Source organism: Stenotrophomonas sp. PS02300 (genome assembly GCF_029959395.1).
Lineage (GTDB): Bacteria > Pseudomonadota > Gammaproteobacteria > Xanthomonadales > Xanthomonadaceae > Stenotrophomonas > Stenotrophomonas maltophilia_AD.
Genome location: NZ_JASCOP010000043.1, coordinates 1 through 15,503, shown reverse-complemented (window position 1 = coordinate 15,503; position 15,503 = coordinate 1). Strand labels below are relative to the sequence as shown.

The 15,503-nt window shown below is 67.2% G+C and carries 17 protein-coding genes and 1 pseudogene; 11 read left to right on the top strand and 7 right to left on the bottom strand.

The window, feature by feature from the left end; translation table 11 throughout:
• Positions 1–19: 19 nt before the first annotated feature.
• Positions 20–592: a dCTP deaminase gene (gene dcd / locus QMX79_RS10050; RefSeq protein WP_282246624.1), complete on the top strand. Its 573-nt coding sequence runs from the start codon at positions 20–22 to the stop codon at positions 590–592.
• Between the two features lie 52 nt (positions 593–644).
• On the opposite strand, the gene QMX79_RS10045 is transcribed toward dcd, so the two are convergent.
• From QMX79_RS10045 to QMX79_RS10035, 3 genes are read right to left on the bottom strand one after another with little or no spacing between them, the layout of a single operon-like run.
• The gene (locus QMX79_RS10045; protein WP_093533394.1) at positions 645–812 is read right to left on the bottom strand and encodes a DUF5668 domain-containing protein; all 168 of its coding nucleotides are present in this window, start codon (positions 810–812) and stop codon (positions 645–647) included.
• 16 nt (positions 813–828) lie between these two features.
• Complete coding sequence (locus QMX79_RS10040) at positions 829–1,251, bottom strand: HIT family protein (protein ID WP_282246623.1); 423 nt, start codon at positions 1,249–1,251, stop codon at positions 829–831.
• On the bottom strand, positions 1,248–1,919 hold the full coding sequence (locus tag QMX79_RS10035) for a dienelactone hydrolase family protein (protein ID WP_282246622.1): 672 nt from the start codon (positions 1,917–1,919) through the stop codon (positions 1,248–1,250). Before QMX79_RS10035 ends, QMX79_RS10040 begins: the two co-directional genes overlap by 4 nt.
• A gap of 210 nt (positions 1,920–2,129) precedes the next feature.
• Here QMX79_RS10035 and rimO point away from each other — a divergent pair, with 210 nt between their 5' ends.
• Both rimO and QMX79_RS10025 read left to right on the top strand, forming a co-directional pair.
• Entirely contained in the window at positions 2,130–3,497 is a 1,368-nt protein-coding gene (gene rimO, locus QMX79_RS10030; protein ID WP_282246621.1) for a 30S ribosomal protein S12 methylthiotransferase RimO, read from the top strand.
• Positions 3,494–4,321, top strand: a complete 828-nt coding sequence (locus QMX79_RS10025) for a DUF3025 domain-containing protein (protein ID WP_282246620.1) — start codon at positions 3,494–3,496, stop codon at positions 4,319–4,321. Before rimO ends, QMX79_RS10025 begins: the two co-directional genes overlap by 4 nt.
• Before the next feature lie 27 nt (positions 4,322–4,348).
• Here QMX79_RS10025 and greB read toward each other — a convergent pair whose 3' ends face one another.
• Positions 4,349–4,855, bottom strand: coding sequence for a transcription elongation factor GreB (gene greB, locus QMX79_RS10020; protein ID WP_282246619.1), 507 nt, complete (start codon positions 4,853–4,855; stop codon positions 4,349–4,351).
• A 3-nt stretch (positions 4,856–4,858) separates the two neighbouring features.
• Entirely contained in the window at positions 4,859–6,364 is a 1,506-nt protein-coding gene (locus tag QMX79_RS10015) for a helicase HerA-like domain-containing protein (protein WP_282246618.1), read from the bottom strand.
• 135 nt (positions 6,365–6,499) lie between these two features.
• On the opposite strand from QMX79_RS10015, the gene QMX79_RS10010 reads away from it, so the two are divergent.
• Both QMX79_RS10010 and QMX79_RS10005 read left to right on the top strand, forming a co-directional pair.
• Positions 6,500–8,110, top strand: coding sequence for a transglycosylase SLT domain-containing protein (locus tag QMX79_RS10010; protein ID WP_282246617.1), 1,611 nt, complete (start codon positions 6,500–6,502; stop codon positions 8,108–8,110).
• A gap of 16 nt (positions 8,111–8,126) precedes the next feature.
• A complete protein-coding gene (locus QMX79_RS10005) occupies positions 8,127–8,489 on the top strand; it encodes a ribonuclease E inhibitor RraB (RefSeq protein ID WP_282246616.1) in 363 nt (120 codons plus the stop codon).
• Positions 8,490–8,526: 37 nt separating this feature from the next.
• On the opposite strand, the gene asd is transcribed toward QMX79_RS10005, so the two are convergent.
• Positions 8,527–9,369, bottom strand: a complete 843-nt coding sequence (asd, locus tag QMX79_RS10000; protein ID WP_282246615.1) for an archaetidylserine decarboxylase — start codon at positions 9,367–9,369, stop codon at positions 8,527–8,529.
• Positions 9,366–10,016: an SCO family protein gene (locus tag QMX79_RS09995; RefSeq protein WP_282246614.1), complete on the bottom strand. Its 651-nt coding sequence runs from the start codon at positions 10,014–10,016 to the stop codon at positions 9,366–9,368. Before QMX79_RS09995 ends, asd begins: the two co-directional genes overlap by 4 nt.
• 129 nt (positions 10,017–10,145) lie before the next feature.
• Between QMX79_RS09995 and prmB the strand changes: the two genes are divergently transcribed.
• The 6 genes and pseudogenes from prmB to QMX79_RS09965 all read left to right on the top strand — a co-directional run.
• The gene (gene prmB / locus QMX79_RS09990; RefSeq protein ID WP_282246613.1) at positions 10,146–11,072 is read left to right on the top strand and encodes a 50S ribosomal protein L3 N(5)-glutamine methyltransferase; all 927 of its coding nucleotides are present in this window, start codon (positions 10,146–10,148) and stop codon (positions 11,070–11,072) included.
• Positions 11,062–11,574, top strand: a complete 513-nt coding sequence (locus QMX79_RS09985; RefSeq protein WP_282246612.1) for a hypothetical protein — start codon at positions 11,062–11,064, stop codon at positions 11,572–11,574. Before prmB ends, QMX79_RS09985 begins: the two co-directional genes overlap by 11 nt.
• Complete coding sequence (aroC, locus tag QMX79_RS09980) at positions 11,564–12,667, top strand: chorismate synthase (protein ID WP_282246611.1); 1,104 nt, start codon at positions 11,564–11,566, stop codon at positions 12,665–12,667. Before QMX79_RS09985 ends, aroC begins: the two co-directional genes overlap by 11 nt.
• Positions 12,660–13,685, top strand: a complete 1,026-nt coding sequence (locus tag QMX79_RS09975; RefSeq protein ID WP_282246610.1) for a D-glycerate dehydrogenase — start codon at positions 12,660–12,662, stop codon at positions 13,683–13,685. Before aroC ends, QMX79_RS09975 begins: the two co-directional genes overlap by 8 nt.
• A gap of 137 nt (positions 13,686–13,822) precedes the next feature.
• The gene (locus tag QMX79_RS09970) at positions 13,823–14,848 is read left to right on the top strand and encodes an aspartate-semialdehyde dehydrogenase (protein ID WP_282246609.1); all 1,026 of its coding nucleotides are present in this window, start codon (positions 13,823–13,825) and stop codon (positions 14,846–14,848) included.
• Positions 14,849–14,926: 78 nt separating this feature from the next.
• Positions 14,927–15,503, top strand: a pseudogene (locus tag QMX79_RS09965) (fimbrial protein FimV); the annotation flags it as partial.

The window sequence follows — 15,503 nt, the reverse complement described above, 5'->3', positions numbered from 1 at the left end:
CCCGCACCCAGGACCGCCCATGAGCATCAAGAGTGACCGTTGGATCCGCCGCATGTCCGAGCAGCAGGCCATGATCGAGCCGTTCGAAGCCGGCCAGGTCAAGCAGGCCAACGGCCAGCGCATCGTCAGCTACGGCACTTCCAGCTACGGTTACGACGTGCGCTGCTCGCGCGAGTTCAAGGTGTTCACCAACATCAACTCCACCATCGTCGACCCCAAGCACTTCGACCCGGGCAGCTTCGTGGACATCGTGGGCGATGAGTGCATCATCCCGCCCAACAGCTTCGCGCTGGCGCGCACGGTGGAGTATTTCCGCATTCCGCGCGACACCCTGGTGGTGTGCCTGGGCAAGAGCACCTACGCGCGCTGCGGCATCATCGTCAACGTGACCCCGCTGGAACCGGAGTGGGAAGGCCACGTGACCCTGGAATTCAGCAACACCACGCCGCTGCCGGCGCGCATCTACGCCAACGAAGGCGTGGCCCAGATGCTGTTCTTCCAGGCTGACAGCGACGACATCTGCGAGACCTCGTACAAGGATCGCGGCGGCAAGTACCAGGGCCAGACCGGAGTCACCCTGCCGCGCACCTGAGCGGCCGGACACATGAAAAAAAGCGCGGATCGCTCCGCGCTTTTTTTTTGGGTTATTTCCCGCGTCCGAACAGCAACCCGATTCCCACTGCCACCAGGATCACCGGCCACCAGGTAAGGATCAGGCGACCCAGGTTCATGTTGGTCCAGCCCAGGTTGCTGGCCAGCAGGAACAGGCCGACGAGGATCAGGACGATGGCGGCGACAAGGTTGGAGCGCATCAGGGGCAGGGTCCGCTTAGGGCTGGGGCGAATATCCTAGCCGTTCCTTCCACATCGCGACACGCTCCTGCAGCACGGCCTCGTCGAACGGGTGGGCCTGGCCATGGCCCCACACCGGTGCCGGCCACGCCGGATCGCCGACATGCCGGCCGACCACGTGGAAGTGCAGCTGCGGCACGATGTTGCCCAGCGTGGCGAAGTTGATCTTCTGGACCCCGTCGGTGCCCTTGAGCGCCCGGCAGCATCGGTTCAATTCGGTGCGCAGCTGGTCCTGCTGGTGGCCGTCCAGCTCCAGCCATTCAGTGATGCCGGTCACGCGCGGCACCAGCACCAGCCACGGGTAACGTTCGTCGTTCATCAACCGCACTTGCGACAACGGGCCTTGGTCCACCAGCACACTGTTGGCGGCCAGGCGTGAATCCAGTTCGAAATCGCTCATCCAAGATGCTCCGCAAAGAAGGCAAGGGTGCGTTTCAGCGCCAGCTCGGCGCTGTCTGGATCATACGCATGTCCGACGCTGCGGTTAAAGGCGTGGTCGGCCGGGTAGACGAAGGTTTCCATCTTGGGCATTTTTTTCCGATGCGCCTCGATGGCCTCCGGCGGGATGCTCTTGTCCTGCGCGCCGAAGTGGAACATGACCGGCGCCTTGGGCGTCTCATCCAGGAACTGGACGTTGCGCGCGCCGTAGTAGCTCACCGACGGCAGGCCCAGGCGCAGCGCCGAGAGCAGGGCGATGCTGCCGCCCCAGCAGTAGCCCACGGTGCCGACCTTGCCGGCCGGCGCCAGCCGTGAGGCTGCGGCGCGGACCACTTCCAGTGCCTTTTCCACGCCCAGCGCATTCACATGCTCCAGGCCCTGCTTCACCCCGTCCGGGTCGTAGGGCAGGGCGTCGGGATCGGCCTCGGTGCCATCGATCAGGTCGAAGAAGGACGGTGCCAGGACCGCGTAACCCTGCGCGGCAAAGCCCTCGGCCACCTCGCGGATGTGCGCGTTGGTGCCGAAGATCTCCTGGATGACCACCAGGCCCCCGCGCGGCTTGCCGTCCGGCGTGGCCTGCCAGGCCCGGACCGGACCGTGATGCGTATCAAGCGTGACCCACTCACCCATTGCCAGACTCCTGTTGGTTCAGGCGTTCATTATCGGCGCGCTGCAGGTTAGCGGGGTGTCGCGGGCATGCCGGGATTGGCGGTTGGCGTTGCCGGAGCAGCCGATGCATTCAGGGCCCGGGCCACAACGCCGGTATACTTGCCGCCGTTTCCGGCCCCAGGTCCCCGCGTCATTCCGGCGTGGGCCCAGGCCCCCAGAGTCCCGCGATCCATGTCCCAGCTGAACCCCAAAGTCGGCTTCGTCAGTCTTGGCTGCCCGAAGGCCCTTGTCGATTCCGAGCGCATCCTCACCCAGCTGCGGGCAGAGGGCTACGACATCGTTCCCTCCTACGATTCGGCCGACGTGGTGGTGGTCAACACCTGCGGCTTCATCGATTCGGCGGTGACCGAGTCATTGGACGCGATCGGTGAGGCGATGAACGCCAACGGCAAGGTGATCGTCACCGGCTGCCTGGGCAAGCGCCCGGAAGAAATCCGCAAGGCGTACCCGGACGTGCTGGCGGTGTCCGGCCCGCAGGACTACACCAGCGTGATGGAGGCGGTGCACGCCGCGTTGCCGCCCAAGCATGACCCGTTCGTTGACCTGGTCCCGGACTACGGCATCAAGCTGACCCCGCGCCACTACGCCTACCTGAAGATTTCCGAAGGCTGCAACCACCATTGCAGCTTCTGCATCATTCCCTCGATGCGCGGCAAGCTGGTCTCGCGCCCGGTCGATGAAGTGCTGCGCGAAGCCGAGCGGCTGGTGCGCGGCGGCGTGAAGGAACTGCTGGTGGTGTCGCAGGACACCTCGGCCTACGGCGTGGACGTCAAGTACGCCGAGCGCATGTGGCGCGACAAGGCCTACCAGACCCGCATGAAGTCGCTGTGCGAAGGCCTGTCCGAGCTCGATGCCTGGACCCGCATGCACTACGTGTACCCGTACCCGCACGTGGACGACGTGGTGCCGCTGATGGCCGAAAACCGGATCCTGCCGTACCTGGACATTCCGTTCCAGCACGCCAGCCCGCGCATCCTCAAGCTGATGAAGCGGCCCGGTGCGGTCGACAAGACCCTGGAGCGCGTGCAGCGCTGGCGCCAGCTGTGCCCGGACATCACCGTGCGCTCGACCTTCATCGTCGGCTTCCCGGGCGAGACCGAGGCCGAGTTCGAAGAACTGCTGTCGTTCCTGGATGAGGCGCAGCTGGATCGCGTGGGCGCGTTCGCGTATTCGCCGGTCACCGGCGCCACCGCCAACGACCTGCCCGGCGCGGTTCCTGAAGAAGTGAAACAGGAGCGACTGGCGCGCTTCATGGCCCGCCAGGCCGGGATTTCCGCTGCGCGCCTGGAAGCCAAGATCGGCACGGTGCAGCAGTGCCTGGTCGATGCGATCGAAGACGGCATCGCCGTGGCCCGTTCCAAGGCCGACGCGCCGGAGATCGACGGCCTGGTGCATATCCAGAACGCCGATGAAGCCAGGCTTCGCGTCGGCCAGTTCGTGGACGTGGAAATCACCGAGAGCGACGACCACGACCTCTACGGCGACGCGTTGATCGACGAGAGCGCGGCGAAGAAGCTGCTCGACCTCAAGGTGCTGTGACCGGCGCGGCCGCCCCGGGGGCGGTCGGCCGCCGGCGTTTCATCGCGCCGGCGCGCGCGGACGTGGATCGGGCGTGCTTCGCCCATCCGCTGTTTGCTGCGTTCGGGGCGTACCAGGACCTGATGGTGGCTGCAGCGTGGCCGGAGATCGGCGCGCTGGACCAGCGCCTGGGCGTGGCCGGCAGACAGCTGGTCGAACAGGACGATGCGCTGCTGGCCGATGGCCTGCACTACGAGCGGCGCATCGCATGCGGCCAGATCGCCACGCGTCCGTGCAACTGGCATGACCTGTTCAATGCCCTGGTGTGGGCGCGCTACCAGGCAGTGAAGGGCGCGCTCAATGCACGCCAATGCCAGGACATCGAGCGCAACCCACCGGGCCAGCGCACCCGCGCACAGGCCGCATTGACCCAGTTCGACGAAACCGGGCTGATCGTGCGTGTGCGCGATGCGTCGCTGCTGCAGGCATGGGACCAGCACGACTGGAGTGCGCTGTTCGTACAGGGCGCGGCGCAGTGGCGCGACGGCGACATCGCCGTATCCGCTGTGTTCGGGCACGCGTTGATGGAGCAGGCGTTGTTGCCGACGCGGTTACTGGTGGGCAAATGCCTGGTGGTGCAGGGCGACGATGACGCGCAGGCGGTTGCGCAGGCAGCGCAGGCGATCGCGCGTGCCAGCGTGCTCAATGACCCTCTGGAGCTGCGCCCACTGCCGTTGATGGGCATTCCAGGCTGGCATGTCGACCAGGACGAGGCGTTTTACCAGCAGGTGGAGTATTTCCGTCCAGCCCGAGCGGGCAGGCAGTATCCGGCCCCCACCCGGTAACGCATTACAAGGAACGGCGCAACTGTCTCACTTGGCCGGATACTCCACCGCCAGGATCGCAAACCCGGTCCGCCCGCTCGGCAGCTCCACCTCGAACTCATCGTCCACGCGCTTCTTCAACAACGCGCGCGCCAGTGGTGAATCGATGCTGATCCACCCGGCACCCGCATCGGTCTCGTCCGGCCCCACGATGCGATACCGGCTGACATCGCCGCTGTCCACGTTCTCCAGCTCCACCCACGCGCCGAAAAACACCGCCTGCGGGTCGGTCGGCACGGTATCCACCACCCGCAGCGACTCCAGCCGCTTGGTCAGGTAGCGCACCCTTCGGTCGATCTCGCCCAGCTGCTTCTTGCGGTAGGTGTACTCGGCATTCTCCGAACGATCGCCTTCCGCCGCCGCCGCCGCCAACGCCTTGACCACTTCCGGACGGCGGACACGCCACAGATCGTCGAGCTCGTTCTTCAACCGCTGGTGGCCCTGTGCGGTGATCAGGGCCGTGCTTTTTTCCGCAGGGGGACGCCAACGCGACATCGGTCAGCGCTTGCCGCCGAAGATGCCGCCCAGTATGCCGCGCACGATCTGGTTGCCCAGCTTGGTGCCCATGGTGCGGGTGGTCTGCTTGGCCATCGTCTCGATCATGCCCTGGCGGCGCTTGGTGCCGAAGATGGCATCCTTGATCGACTGCCCGAACCCGCCTTCCTGCTGCTCATCCTGTTCGCGGGTACGCGCCTTCGGTGCATCCGGCTGTTCCACCGCCTTGGCCGCGCGCTGGGCCAGCAGCTCGGCCGCCGATTCGCGGTTCACCGCCGTGTCGTAGCGGCTGCCGACCGGGCTGCCGGCACGCACCTGCGCCCGCTCGGCTTCGGTGATCGCGCCCATCCGGCAGCGCGGCGGGGCGATCTGGGTCTGCTGCACGGGCGAGGGAATGCCCTTGTCCTGCAGCGTAGACACCAGCGCCTCACCGGTGCCGAGCTGGGAGAGGGCCGCCACCACGTCCAGCTTGGGGTTGGGCACGAAGGTTTCGGCGGCGATCTTCACCGCCTTCTGGTCGCGCGGGGTGAACGCGCGCAGCGCGTGCTGCACGCGGTTGCCCAGCTGGCCCAGGATGTTGGCCGGCACGTCGTCCGGGAACTGCGAGCAGAAGTACACGCCCACGCCCTTGGAGCGGATCAGCCGCACCACCTGCTCGATGCGCTGGACCAGCGCGGCCGGCGCATCGTCGAACAGCAGGTGTGCCTCGTCGAAGATGAAGACCAGCTTGGGCTTGTCCAGGTCGCCCACCTCGGGCAGCGTCTCGAACAGTTCGGACAGCAGCCACAGCAGGAAGGTCGAGTACAGGCGCGGCTTGAGCACCAGCTGGTCCGCGGCCAGGATGCCGATCACGCCGCGGCCGTCGTGGTTGACCCGCATCAGGTCGGCCAGCTCCAGCGCCGGCTCGCCGAAGAACGACTCGCCGCCGTCCTGCGACAGCCGCAGCAGCGAACGCTGGATCGCCGCCACGGTCTGCGCGCTGACCAGGCCGTATTCGGTGGAGATGTCCTTGCGTTCGTCGGCCACCAGGCCGAGCAGGGCGCGCAGGTCGTCCAGGTCGAGCAGGAGCAGGCCACGGTCGTCGGCCAGCTTGAACACGATGTCCAGCACGCCCGACTGGGTGTCGTTGAGCTCCAGGATGCGCGCCAGCAGGGTCGGGCCCATTTCGCTCACGGTGGTGCGCACCGGGTGGCCCAGCTTGCCGTACAGGTCCCAGAAGATCGTGGGGCTGCCGGACGGCGCGTAGTCGGCCACGCCGATGTCCTTCGCGCGCTGCAGCAGGGCCTCGGTGCCCGTGCCGGGCACGGCCAGGCCGGAGACGTCGCCCTTCACGTCGGCCAGGAACACCGGCACGCCGATGCGCGAGAAGCCCTCGGCCAGGGTCATCAGGGTCACGGTCTTGCCCGTGCCCGTCGCCCCGGCCACCAGGCCATGGCGGTTGCCCAGTTTCGGTTGCAGGGTGACGGGGACATCGTCGGTGATGCCTTTGCCGAGCAGGATAGGATCCATGGTCAACTCGCTCTGTGGACGGGCTATGTGAATGGGCAGGATTCTAAACGTCGGCGGGTATCGGCCAGCTGACCGGGTTGCCCCGATGCGAGTGGCACGGCTACTCTGCCCTGTCTTTCGCCCACAGTGCCAAAAATGCCCGTTCCTGTCCTGTTTGCCCGTGGTTGGCCGTTGTTGGCGCTCGCTTCCCTGCTGTCGTTCGTGCCCGAGGCCCACGCCCAGCGGGTCTCCGCCCGCGACAAGGTCAAGGTCGAGGCCCTGGAGCAGCGCATGGCCGCGGCTGAAAAGCGCTATGCCGATGCGCTGGTGCTGGTCAACAACGCCGACCCCAAGGGCAAGAACGAAGGCGATGCCGCGCTGGAGGACATGGAGGACGTGATCAGCGCCTGCATTGCCCAGAAGGGCTGCCAGGTCAGCAACCTGCTGGTGACCTACAAGCGCCTGCTGAAGAACAACGCCGATGCGCGCGATGGTGACGACAGCGACGCGATCGCCGTCGATGGCGGCCTGCTGGAAGCCGACCCGGACCATGTGGGCCCGCTGACCGCCGACGTGCCCGAGGCCTCGCGCGCCGCCGCGCTGCTCAACGACAAGCGCCATGCCTTCGACAGCATGGTCGAGTACAACCCGGCCGTGCAGGCCGGCATCCGCCGCTGGCTGACCGACATGCGCCCGGCGTTGATGAACACCTACGAGAACTACCAGAGCCTGCGCGCGGTGATGTGGCCGGAGTGGGAAAAGCGTGGCCTGCCCGAGGCGCTGCTGTTCGGGATCATGGCCAAGGAGTCCAATGGCCGCGTGCATGCCTCCTCGCGCGCCGGCGCCGCCGGGCTGATGCAGTTCATGCCGGCCACCGGCCGCCGCTTCGGGCTGGGCCCGGACGGCACCGGCTTCGACACCCGCTTCGACGCGCGCAGCGCCGCTGAAGCCAGTGCCAGCTACCTCAACGAGCGCATGCGCGAGCTCAACAACAACGTGGAGCTGTCGCTGGCCGGCTACAACGGTGGCGAAGGCCGTGCCGGGCGGGTGTATCGCCAGAACATGGGGCAGAGCTTCTGGGTGGACAGCGTCTACAACCAGTTCCCGGCCGAAACCAAGGACTACGTGCCGATGGTGATCGCCGCGGCGTGGATCTACCTGCACCCGCAGCAGTACGGCGTGGACTTCCCCAAGGTCAGTGCGCAGCCGGCCACGATCCGCCTAGCCAAGTCCACCACCATCTATGAGCTGACCATCTGCCTGGGCAGCACTGGCACGCGCGACGGCTACATGCGCGCGCTGCGCAACCTCAACCCGCGCTATGAGGCCGACGGCTGGATCCCGGCCGGTACCCTCATCAACGCCACCACCCGCATTGCCGGGCTGTACAACCGTTACTGTGTCAGCGGCCCGCGCGCGGACCTGGCGCGCACGCTGATCACCGCCGATCTCAACGCGGCCATCGTGCGCCCGACCGCGGCCAGCTACACCGGCAACGTGGCGGTGGGCAGCGTGGTGCCGGTGGCCGGCCTGCAGGCCAGCACGCCGGTGGCGACGGCGCCGGCCGCCCCGGTGGCGGTGCCTGCGCCCAAGCCGAAGGCCAAGCCGGTGCGCAGCCACAAGGTGGGCAAGGGTGAGACCCTGGGCCGGATCGCCGACAAATTCAATTGCGATGTGCGCGAACTGGCGAAGGCCAACGGGCTCAAGGCCCCGGCCTATGCATTGCGGCAGGGCCAGTCGATCAAGCTGCAGGGCTGCGGTAAATAACTTCCGAGGAACACTGATGGATATCACCGCAATCAACGAGATGTTCGCCAACATCCGTGAGAACACCGACTGGGACCTCAATGGCAACCTGGTGTGGGGCTACTTCTTCGTCAACACCACGCCGGAGCCGCTGCACGGGCTGGCCAAGGTGCTGGAGGGGGCGGGTTACACCGTGGTCGAGGTGTTCGAGCCTGAGCTGGAAGAGGATGAAGCGCCGTACCACGTGCTGCACGTGGAGCGGGTGGAAACCCACAGCGCGGCCTCGCTGGACGTACGCAACCAGGAGCTGCAGGCGCTGGCTGAAGCCAACGGAGTTGAGGATTACGACGGGATGGATGTAGGGCCCGTCGAGTTCGCGCACGGCGCGGGCAACGCTTGAAAAAAACGCCCCGCAGATGCGGGGCGTTTTTCATTCATCAACGAAGGGTCGCCAATGCCTGGCCGAGCTGGACGGCATGTTCGGCATCCAGGTGCGGGGCGAAATCGGCCACGCCCGGCGGCAGCAGCACGATCACCGTCGAGCCGTAATTGAAGCGCGCCATTTCGGCGAAACGCTCCAGGGTGATGCCCTTGCCGCGGTAATCCTTGCGGGTGATGGTGTCGCCATAGGCCGGGATCTCTTCGCCGCCCCATACCGTTTCCACGCCCGACACCAGCAGCGCGCCCACCATCACCTGCACCATCGGGCCGAAGTCGGTATCGAAGTGGCACACCAGCCGCTCGTTGCGGGCGAACAGCCCCGGCACCTTGTTCACCGCCGCCGGGCCCACGCTGAACAGGCGGCCCGGCACGTGCACGGTCTCGCGCAGCGTACCGGTCCACGGCATGTGCACGCGGTGGTAGTCCTTCGGTGACAGGTACACGGTGGCGAACAGACCGTGGTGGAACACCTCAGCATCGGCCGCATCGCCCAGCAGCTCCGCAGCGGTGAACGACTGGCCCTTGGCCTGGAAGATGCGGCCGTCCTCGATGGCGCCCAGCTGGCTGATCCGGCCGTCGGCCGGCATCACCAGGGTACGGGCGCCGGCATCGGGCACGCGCGCGCCCGGCTTGAGCGCGCGGGTGAAGAACTGGTTGAAGGTGGGGTAGCTGCGCGGGTCCGGGTTGGCCGCTTCGGCCAGGTTCACCCCGAACTTTTCGGTCACAGTGTCGATCAGCCAGCGCGAGATCCGCGGGTTGCTGGAATACGCCAGGCGCCGCGCCATCGACGACAGCAGGCGGTGGGGCAGGGCGTAGCTCAGCGTGGTGGTCAGGCTCATGGGGCGGATTTCTCGGTCAACAGGTTCAGGTCGCGGGCAATGGCCTGCGGGTTGAAAGGGGGGCGGATCAGGCCGGCCAGCTTGCCGTCCGGGTCCAGCACGGCCAGGCTGGCCGAGTGTTCCAGCGTGTAATCCTGGGGGTTCTCATCGAAGCCCTTGCCCGGCACCTTCTGGAACACGAAGCCCAGCGCGGTGGCAAAGCGCTCCAGCGAGGGCACGTCGGCGGTGGCGGCCAGGGTGTCCTTGTGGAAGGCGTGCACGTATTCGCCCAGCCGTGCCGGGGTGTCGCGCTCGGGGTCCACCGAGACGAACACCAGGCGCGGGCGCAGGCTCTCGGGCAGGGTTTCCCACTGCTTCTGGGCCTGGGCCAGGTCGGCCAGGGTGGTCGGGCAGATGTCGGGGCAGGACAGGAAGCCCAGGAACACCAGGGTCCAGTGGCCCTTGAGCTCGCCGGGAATCAGCCGGGTGCCGTCGGACTGGCCCAGGTTGAAGTCCGGCAGCGGGCGCGGCTGCGGGTAGAAGGTGATCGATTCAGTGGCCGGGCGGTTGCCGGCCGGCGTTGGCGCGAACACCTTCTGGGCAACGACCAGGCCGAGCCCGGCGGCCAGCGCGATGAGCAGGATGATGCCGACATTGCGATTGAACATGAAAGGCCCGTACCCGAAGGGGCCTCCATGATAGGGGATGGGGGGCGGCGGTTTCCGTTTCCGCTGCAACGGATGCCGTGCTGCGCCGCAGCGCCTATAATCTGGGGCCACTTTGTCTGTTGCCTTGCCATGACTGCCGAAACGGCCGCCGAACTCCACACGATCATCGACCTGATCCGCTACGGCACCAGCCGTTTCAACGCCGCCGGGCTGACCTTCGGGCACAGCTACGACAACGCCCTGGACGAGGCCACCCAGCTGGTCCTGCACGCGCTGCACCTGCCGCACGACCTGGGCCCGGCCTATGGCCAGGCCCGCGTGCTGCGGGAAGAGAAGCTGCAGGTGCTGGACCTGTTCCAGCGCCGCATCGACGAGCGCATCCCGGCCGCGTACCTCACCGGTGAGGCATGGTTCGCCGGCCTGAGTTTCAAGAGCGATACCCGCGCCCTGGTGCCGCGCTCGCCGATCGCCGAGCTGATCGAATCCGGCTTCGAGCCGTGGCTGGCCGGTCGCGACGTCACCCGCGCGCTGGACCTGTGCACCGGTTCGGGCTGCATTGCCATCGCCATGGGCCACTATTACCCGAACTGGGAAGTGGACGGCGTGGACCTGAGCGACGACGCGCTGAGCCTGGCCGAAGAGAACAAGGAACGCCTGCAGGCGCACAACGTCACCCTGCTCAAGTCCGACCTGTTCAACGGCCTGACCGGTCGTCATTACGACCTGATCGTGACCAACCCGCCGTACGTCACCAACGACGAAACCGATGCGCTGCCGCAGGAGTACTCCTACGAGCCCGAAATGGGCCTGCGTGCCGGCGACGACGGCCTGGACCTGGTGCTGAAGATCCTGCGCGACGCCCCGCTGCACCTGAGCGAAGACGGCCTGCTGATCTGCGAAGTGGGCGAATCCGAACAGCACCTGGTCAAGCTGCTGCCGGAAGTCGATTTCGCCTGGGTTGAGTTCAAGGTCGGCCAGATGGGCATCTTCGCGGTCGAATGCCGCGAGCTGATCGCCCACAGCGCCCGCATCACCGAGCTGGCCAATGCCCGATAGTCCGGCCCGCGCCGCACGTACCCGCTGGGCCGAACTGGCCCTGCTGGGGCCGTTGGCCGTGCTGCTGCCGTTTGCCGCCGTCATCGTGGTGATGTCCCTGCAGAGCGGTGTTGCCTGCCATGTGGGTGACAGCCTGCATTGCCGCTACGCCGCCGAACCCGCCGAACAGCTCTGGTACCACCTCAAGGGCTTCGCCTACGGTGCGGCCGGCCTGCTGGGCGGTCTTGGCGTGGTCGTTGCGGTGCTGGTGGATGGCGCGCTCCTGCAGCGCCGCCGCCTGTTGTCGCGCGGCCTGTTCGCGGCGCTGGTGCTGGGCCTGGTGGTGGCGGTGGCCACCGTTGCATCGAGCATCGCCAGCGACCCTGCCGCCTGGCGTGGCGGCTGGGGCCGCCCGCTCTTCATCCTCAGCTTCACCCTGCTGCCGGCCATCATTGCCGCCCGCCACCTGCCGCGCGTGCTGCGCGCCGCCTTCCCACGTCCTGCGGTATCCCATGTCCAGTAATACCTTCGGCAAGCTGCTCTCGGTCACCACGTTCGGCGAATCGCACGGCCCGGCGATCGGCTGCGTGATCGACGGCTGCCCGCCGGGGCTGGAGATCAGTGCCGACGAATTCGCCCACGACCTGCAGCGCCGCGCCACCGGCAAGAGCCGCCACACCTCGGCCCGGCGCGAGGCCGATGACGTCGAGATCCTGTCGGGCGTGTACGAAGGCCGCACCACCGGCACGCCCATTGCGCTGCTGATCCGCAACACCGACCAGCGCAGCAAGGATTACAGCAACATCGCCCAGCAGTTCCGCCCCGGCCATGCCGACTACAGCTACTGGCAGAAGTACGGCATCCGCGACCCGCGCGGGGGTGGCCGTTCGTCCGCGCGCGAAACCACCATGCGCGTGGCCGCCGGCGTGATCGCCAAGAAGTGGCTGCTGCAGCGCTTCGGGGTGACCGTGCGCGGTTACCTGTCGCAGCTGGGCGAGATCACCCCGACCGGGCATGACTGGTCGGCGGTGGAAGACAACCCGTTCTTCTGGCCGGTGGCCGAACAGGTCCCCGCGCTGGAAAGCTACATGGACGCGCTGCGCAAGTCCGGCGATTCGGTCGGCGCGCGCGTCAACGTGGTCGCCGATGGCGTACCGCCGGGCTGGGGCGAGCCGATCTACGGCAAGCTCGATGGCGAACTCGCCTCGGCGCTGATGAGCATCAACGCGGTCAAGGGCGTGGAGATCGGCGACGGCTTTGCCAGCGCCGCGCAGAAGGGCACCGAACACCGTGACCTGATCACCCCCGAAGGCTTCGCCAGCAACCATGCCGGCGGCATCCTCGGCGGCATTTCCACCGGCCAGCAGGTCACCGCCTCGATCGTGCTCAAGCCCACCTCCAGCCTGCGCCTGCCCGGCGCCACGGTGGATGCCAGCGGTGCTGCCGTCGATGTGATCACCACCGGCCGCCATGATCCGTGCGTGGGTATCCGCGCCACGCCCATCGCCGAGGCGATGATGGCGCTGGTGCTGATGGACCAGGCGCTGCGCCACCGCGCCCAGTGCGGAGACGTGGGCGAAATCACGCCGCGCATCCCCGGCTCCATCGATGGCTGAGACGCGCCCCCGGGTCTGGGTCAGCCAACCGCTGTTCGATGACGTCATCGAACAGCTCGGGCAGCATGTCGAGCTCGCGATGACCCACGAGGTCACCCGTTACACGCCGGCGATGCTGGCCGAACAGCTGGCCCAGGTCGACGGTGCATTGATCACCCTCAACGAGCGCATCGGCGCGGCGGAGATCGCCAACGCGCCGCAGCTGCGCGCGATCGCCAACGTCGGCGTGGGGTACAACAACCTGGATGTGGGCGCGCTCAGCGCGGCCGGCATCCTGGCCAGCAACACCCCGGATGTGCTCACCGAAACCACCGCCGACCTCGGGTTCGCGCTGCTAATGGCCACCGCGCGCCGCATCACCGAATCCGAACGCTGGCTGCGCGACGGCCAGTGGGGTCAGTGGTCGTTCCAGACCATGCTGGGTGCCGACATCCATGGCAGCACGCTGGGCATCCTCGGCATGGGCCGGATCGGGCAGGGCATTGCCCGCCGTGGCGCGCTCGGCTTCGGCATGCGCGTGCTGTACCACAATCGCTCGCGACTGCCCGAAGCGACCGAAGCCGAGGTGGGCGCGCAGTACGTCGAGCTGGATGCGCTGCTGGCCCAGGCCGACCACCTGGTGCTGGTGCTGCCGTACAGCCCGTCCTCGCACCACATCATCGATGCAGCCGCACTGGCGAAGATGAAGCCCACCGCCACGTTGGTGAACATCGCCCGTGGCGGCATCGTCGACGAACGGGCCCTGGCCGATGCACTGGCGCATGGCCGGCTGGCCGCCGCCGGGCTGGACGTGTTCGAAGGCGAACCGACCGTGCGCCCCGAATTGCTGGCCCTGCGCAACATCGTGCTTACCCCGCATATCGGCAGCGCAAGCCAGGCCACGCGCCGGGCGATGGTGCAGCTGGCCGTGGACAACCTGCTGGCCGCGCTCGGCCTGGGCGCCAACGCCGGCCATCCGCCGAGCGCGATCAACGCCGACGCCGTGGCCGCAAAAAAAATCGAAGACGCAAAACGATAGGGAATCTGCGCGCCTGTTGCGCGAGATTCCCCGAGCCCACGCTGCGTTTCCGAATACTCCGGTAGGTACCGACCGTTGGTCGGCACCTCATATCAAGGTAGGTACCGACCGTTGGTCGATACACAAATGAGGTTCCCATGAGCAATCAAGATCGTCGCTTCCACGTCGCAGTCGTCGGTGCCACCGGCGCCGTCGGCGAAACCATGCTGGCCATCCTGGCCGAACGCAACTTCCCGATCGCCACCCTGAGCCTGCTCGCATCCTCGCGTTCGGCCGGTGGCGAAATCGAATTCGACGGGAAGAAGATCAAGGTCCAGGACCTGGCCACGTTCGACCCGAACGGCGTGGATATCGCGCTGTTCTCCGCAGGTGGCAGCGTCTCCAAGGAATTCGGCCCGAAGTTCGCCGCCGCCGGTGCGGTGGTGATCGACAACTCCTCGGCCTTCCGTTACGACGATGACGTGCCGCTGGTGGTGTCCGAAGTGAACCCCGAGGCGCTGAAGAACCGCCCGCGCGGCATCATCGCCAACCCGAACTGCTCCACCATGCAGATGCTGGTCGCGCTGGCCCCGCTGCACCGCCAGTACGGCATCCAGCGCATCAACGTGGCCACCTACCAGTCGGTGTCCGGCGGCGGTCGCTCGGCGCTGGAGGAACTGGGCAAGCAGACCGGCCAGCTGCTCAGCTTCCAGGAGATCGACCCGCAGCGCTTCCCGGTGCAGATCGCCTTCAACCTGATCCCGCACATCGACGACTTCCAGGACAACGGCTTCACCAAGGAAGAGATGAAGCTGGTCTGGGAAACCCGCAAGATCCTCGGCGATGACAGCATCCTGGTGAACCCCACCGCCGTGCGCGTGCCGGTGTTCTACGGGCACTCCGAAGCGGTCACCATCGAAACCCGCGACAAAGTCACCCCGGATGCGGCGCGCGAGCTGCTGTCGCGTTCGCCTGGCGTGGAAGTGGTCGACAAGCACGAAGCCGGCGGTTACCCGACCCCGGTCACCCATGCCTCGGGCACCGATGCGGTGTATGTCGGCCGCATCCGTGAAGACCTGTCGCACCCGCGCGGCCTGAACCTGTGGATCGTGTCGGACAACATCCGCAAGGGCGCCGCGCTCAATGCGGTGCAGCTGGCCGAGCTGGTCGCAGCCGAAGGCTGAGATGGAGGTGCCACGCAGGGCGTGGTACCTGCCACTTCCTTCGTGGCTGTATTGGTCGGGAATCGCTATATTGCCCGCATGAAGAACCGGGTTCCGGGCGCATCGCGCCCGCTCAAGTATGTCTCGACCCTGCTGCTGGCCCTGGCCAGCAGCTCCGCCATGGCCCTCGGGCTGGGCGACATCCGGGTGCTGTCCAAGCCCGGGCAACCCCTGCTGGCGGAGATCCCGGTCATTTCGGCCGACCCGTCCGAGCTGGAAAACCTGCGGGTGGCGCTGGCCTCGCCGGTCACCTTTGCGCGCGTCGGGCTGGAACGCCCGACCGGGCTGGTGAGTGAACTGCAGTTCGAGCTGACCCGCGATGCCAACGGCCGCGCCGTGGTGCGGGTGAGCTCGCAGGCGCCGGTGACCACGCCGTCGCTCAACTTCCTGATTGAAGCCGACTGGGGGCAGGGCCGCCTGGTCCGTGAGTACTCGGCGCTGGTTGATGCGCCGGAGAGTGCGTTGGCCGTGGCCGAACCGGAGATCGTCGCGCCGGCCGGTGCGATGTCCAACGCCATCGTGCGCGAACCCGAGGCCGCACCCGTGCAGGCACCGGTGGCCGCAGCCGAGCCGCCCCCGCCGCGGACCAGCCCGGTGCCCGCACGCGCGGCTGCGC

Coding starts and splice junctions, on each gene's coding strand:
- dcd (WP_282246624.1), top strand. CDS start 20: ATGAGCATCAAGAGTGACCGTTGGATCCGCCGCATGTCCGAGCAGCAG.
- QMX79_RS10045 (WP_093533394.1), bottom strand. CDS start 812: ATGCGCTCCAACCTTGTCGCCGCCATCGTCCTGATCCTCGTCGGCCTG.
- QMX79_RS10040 (WP_282246623.1), bottom strand. CDS start 1,251: ATGAGCGATTTCGAACTGGATTCACGCCTGGCCGCCAACAGTGTGCTG.
- QMX79_RS10035 (WP_282246622.1), bottom strand. CDS start 1,919: ATGGGTGAGTGGGTCACGCTTGATACGCATCACGGTCCGGTCCGGGCC.
- rimO (WP_282246621.1), top strand. CDS start 2,130: ATGTCCCAGCTGAACCCCAAAGTCGGCTTCGTCAGTCTTGGCTGCCCG.
- greB (WP_282246619.1), bottom strand. CDS start 4,855: ATGTCGCGTTGGCGTCCCCCTGCGGAAAAAAGCACGGCCCTGATCACC.
- QMX79_RS10015 (WP_282246618.1), bottom strand. CDS start 6,364: ATGGATCCTATCCTGCTCGGCAAAGGCATCACCGACGATGTCCCCGTC.
- QMX79_RS10010 (WP_282246617.1), top strand. CDS start 6,500: ATGCCCGTTCCTGTCCTGTTTGCCCGTGGTTGGCCGTTGTTGGCGCTC.
- QMX79_RS10005 (WP_282246616.1), top strand. CDS start 8,127: ATGGATATCACCGCAATCAACGAGATGTTCGCCAACATCCGTGAGAAC.
- asd (WP_282246615.1), bottom strand. CDS start 9,369: ATGAGCCTGACCACCACGCTGAGCTACGCCCTGCCCCACCGCCTGCTG.
- QMX79_RS09995 (WP_282246614.1), bottom strand. CDS start 10,016: ATGTTCAATCGCAATGTCGGCATCATCCTGCTCATCGCGCTGGCCGCC.
- prmB (WP_282246613.1), top strand. CDS start 10,146: ATGACTGCCGAAACGGCCGCCGAACTCCACACGATCATCGACCTGATC.
- QMX79_RS09985 (WP_282246612.1), top strand. CDS start 11,062: ATGCCCGATAGTCCGGCCCGCGCCGCACGTACCCGCTGGGCCGAACTG.
- aroC (WP_282246611.1), top strand. CDS start 11,564: ATGTCCAGTAATACCTTCGGCAAGCTGCTCTCGGTCACCACGTTCGGC.
- QMX79_RS09975 (WP_282246610.1), top strand. CDS start 12,660: ATGGCTGAGACGCGCCCCCGGGTCTGGGTCAGCCAACCGCTGTTCGAT.
- QMX79_RS09970 (WP_282246609.1), top strand. CDS start 13,823: ATGAGCAATCAAGATCGTCGCTTCCACGTCGCAGTCGTCGGTGCCACC.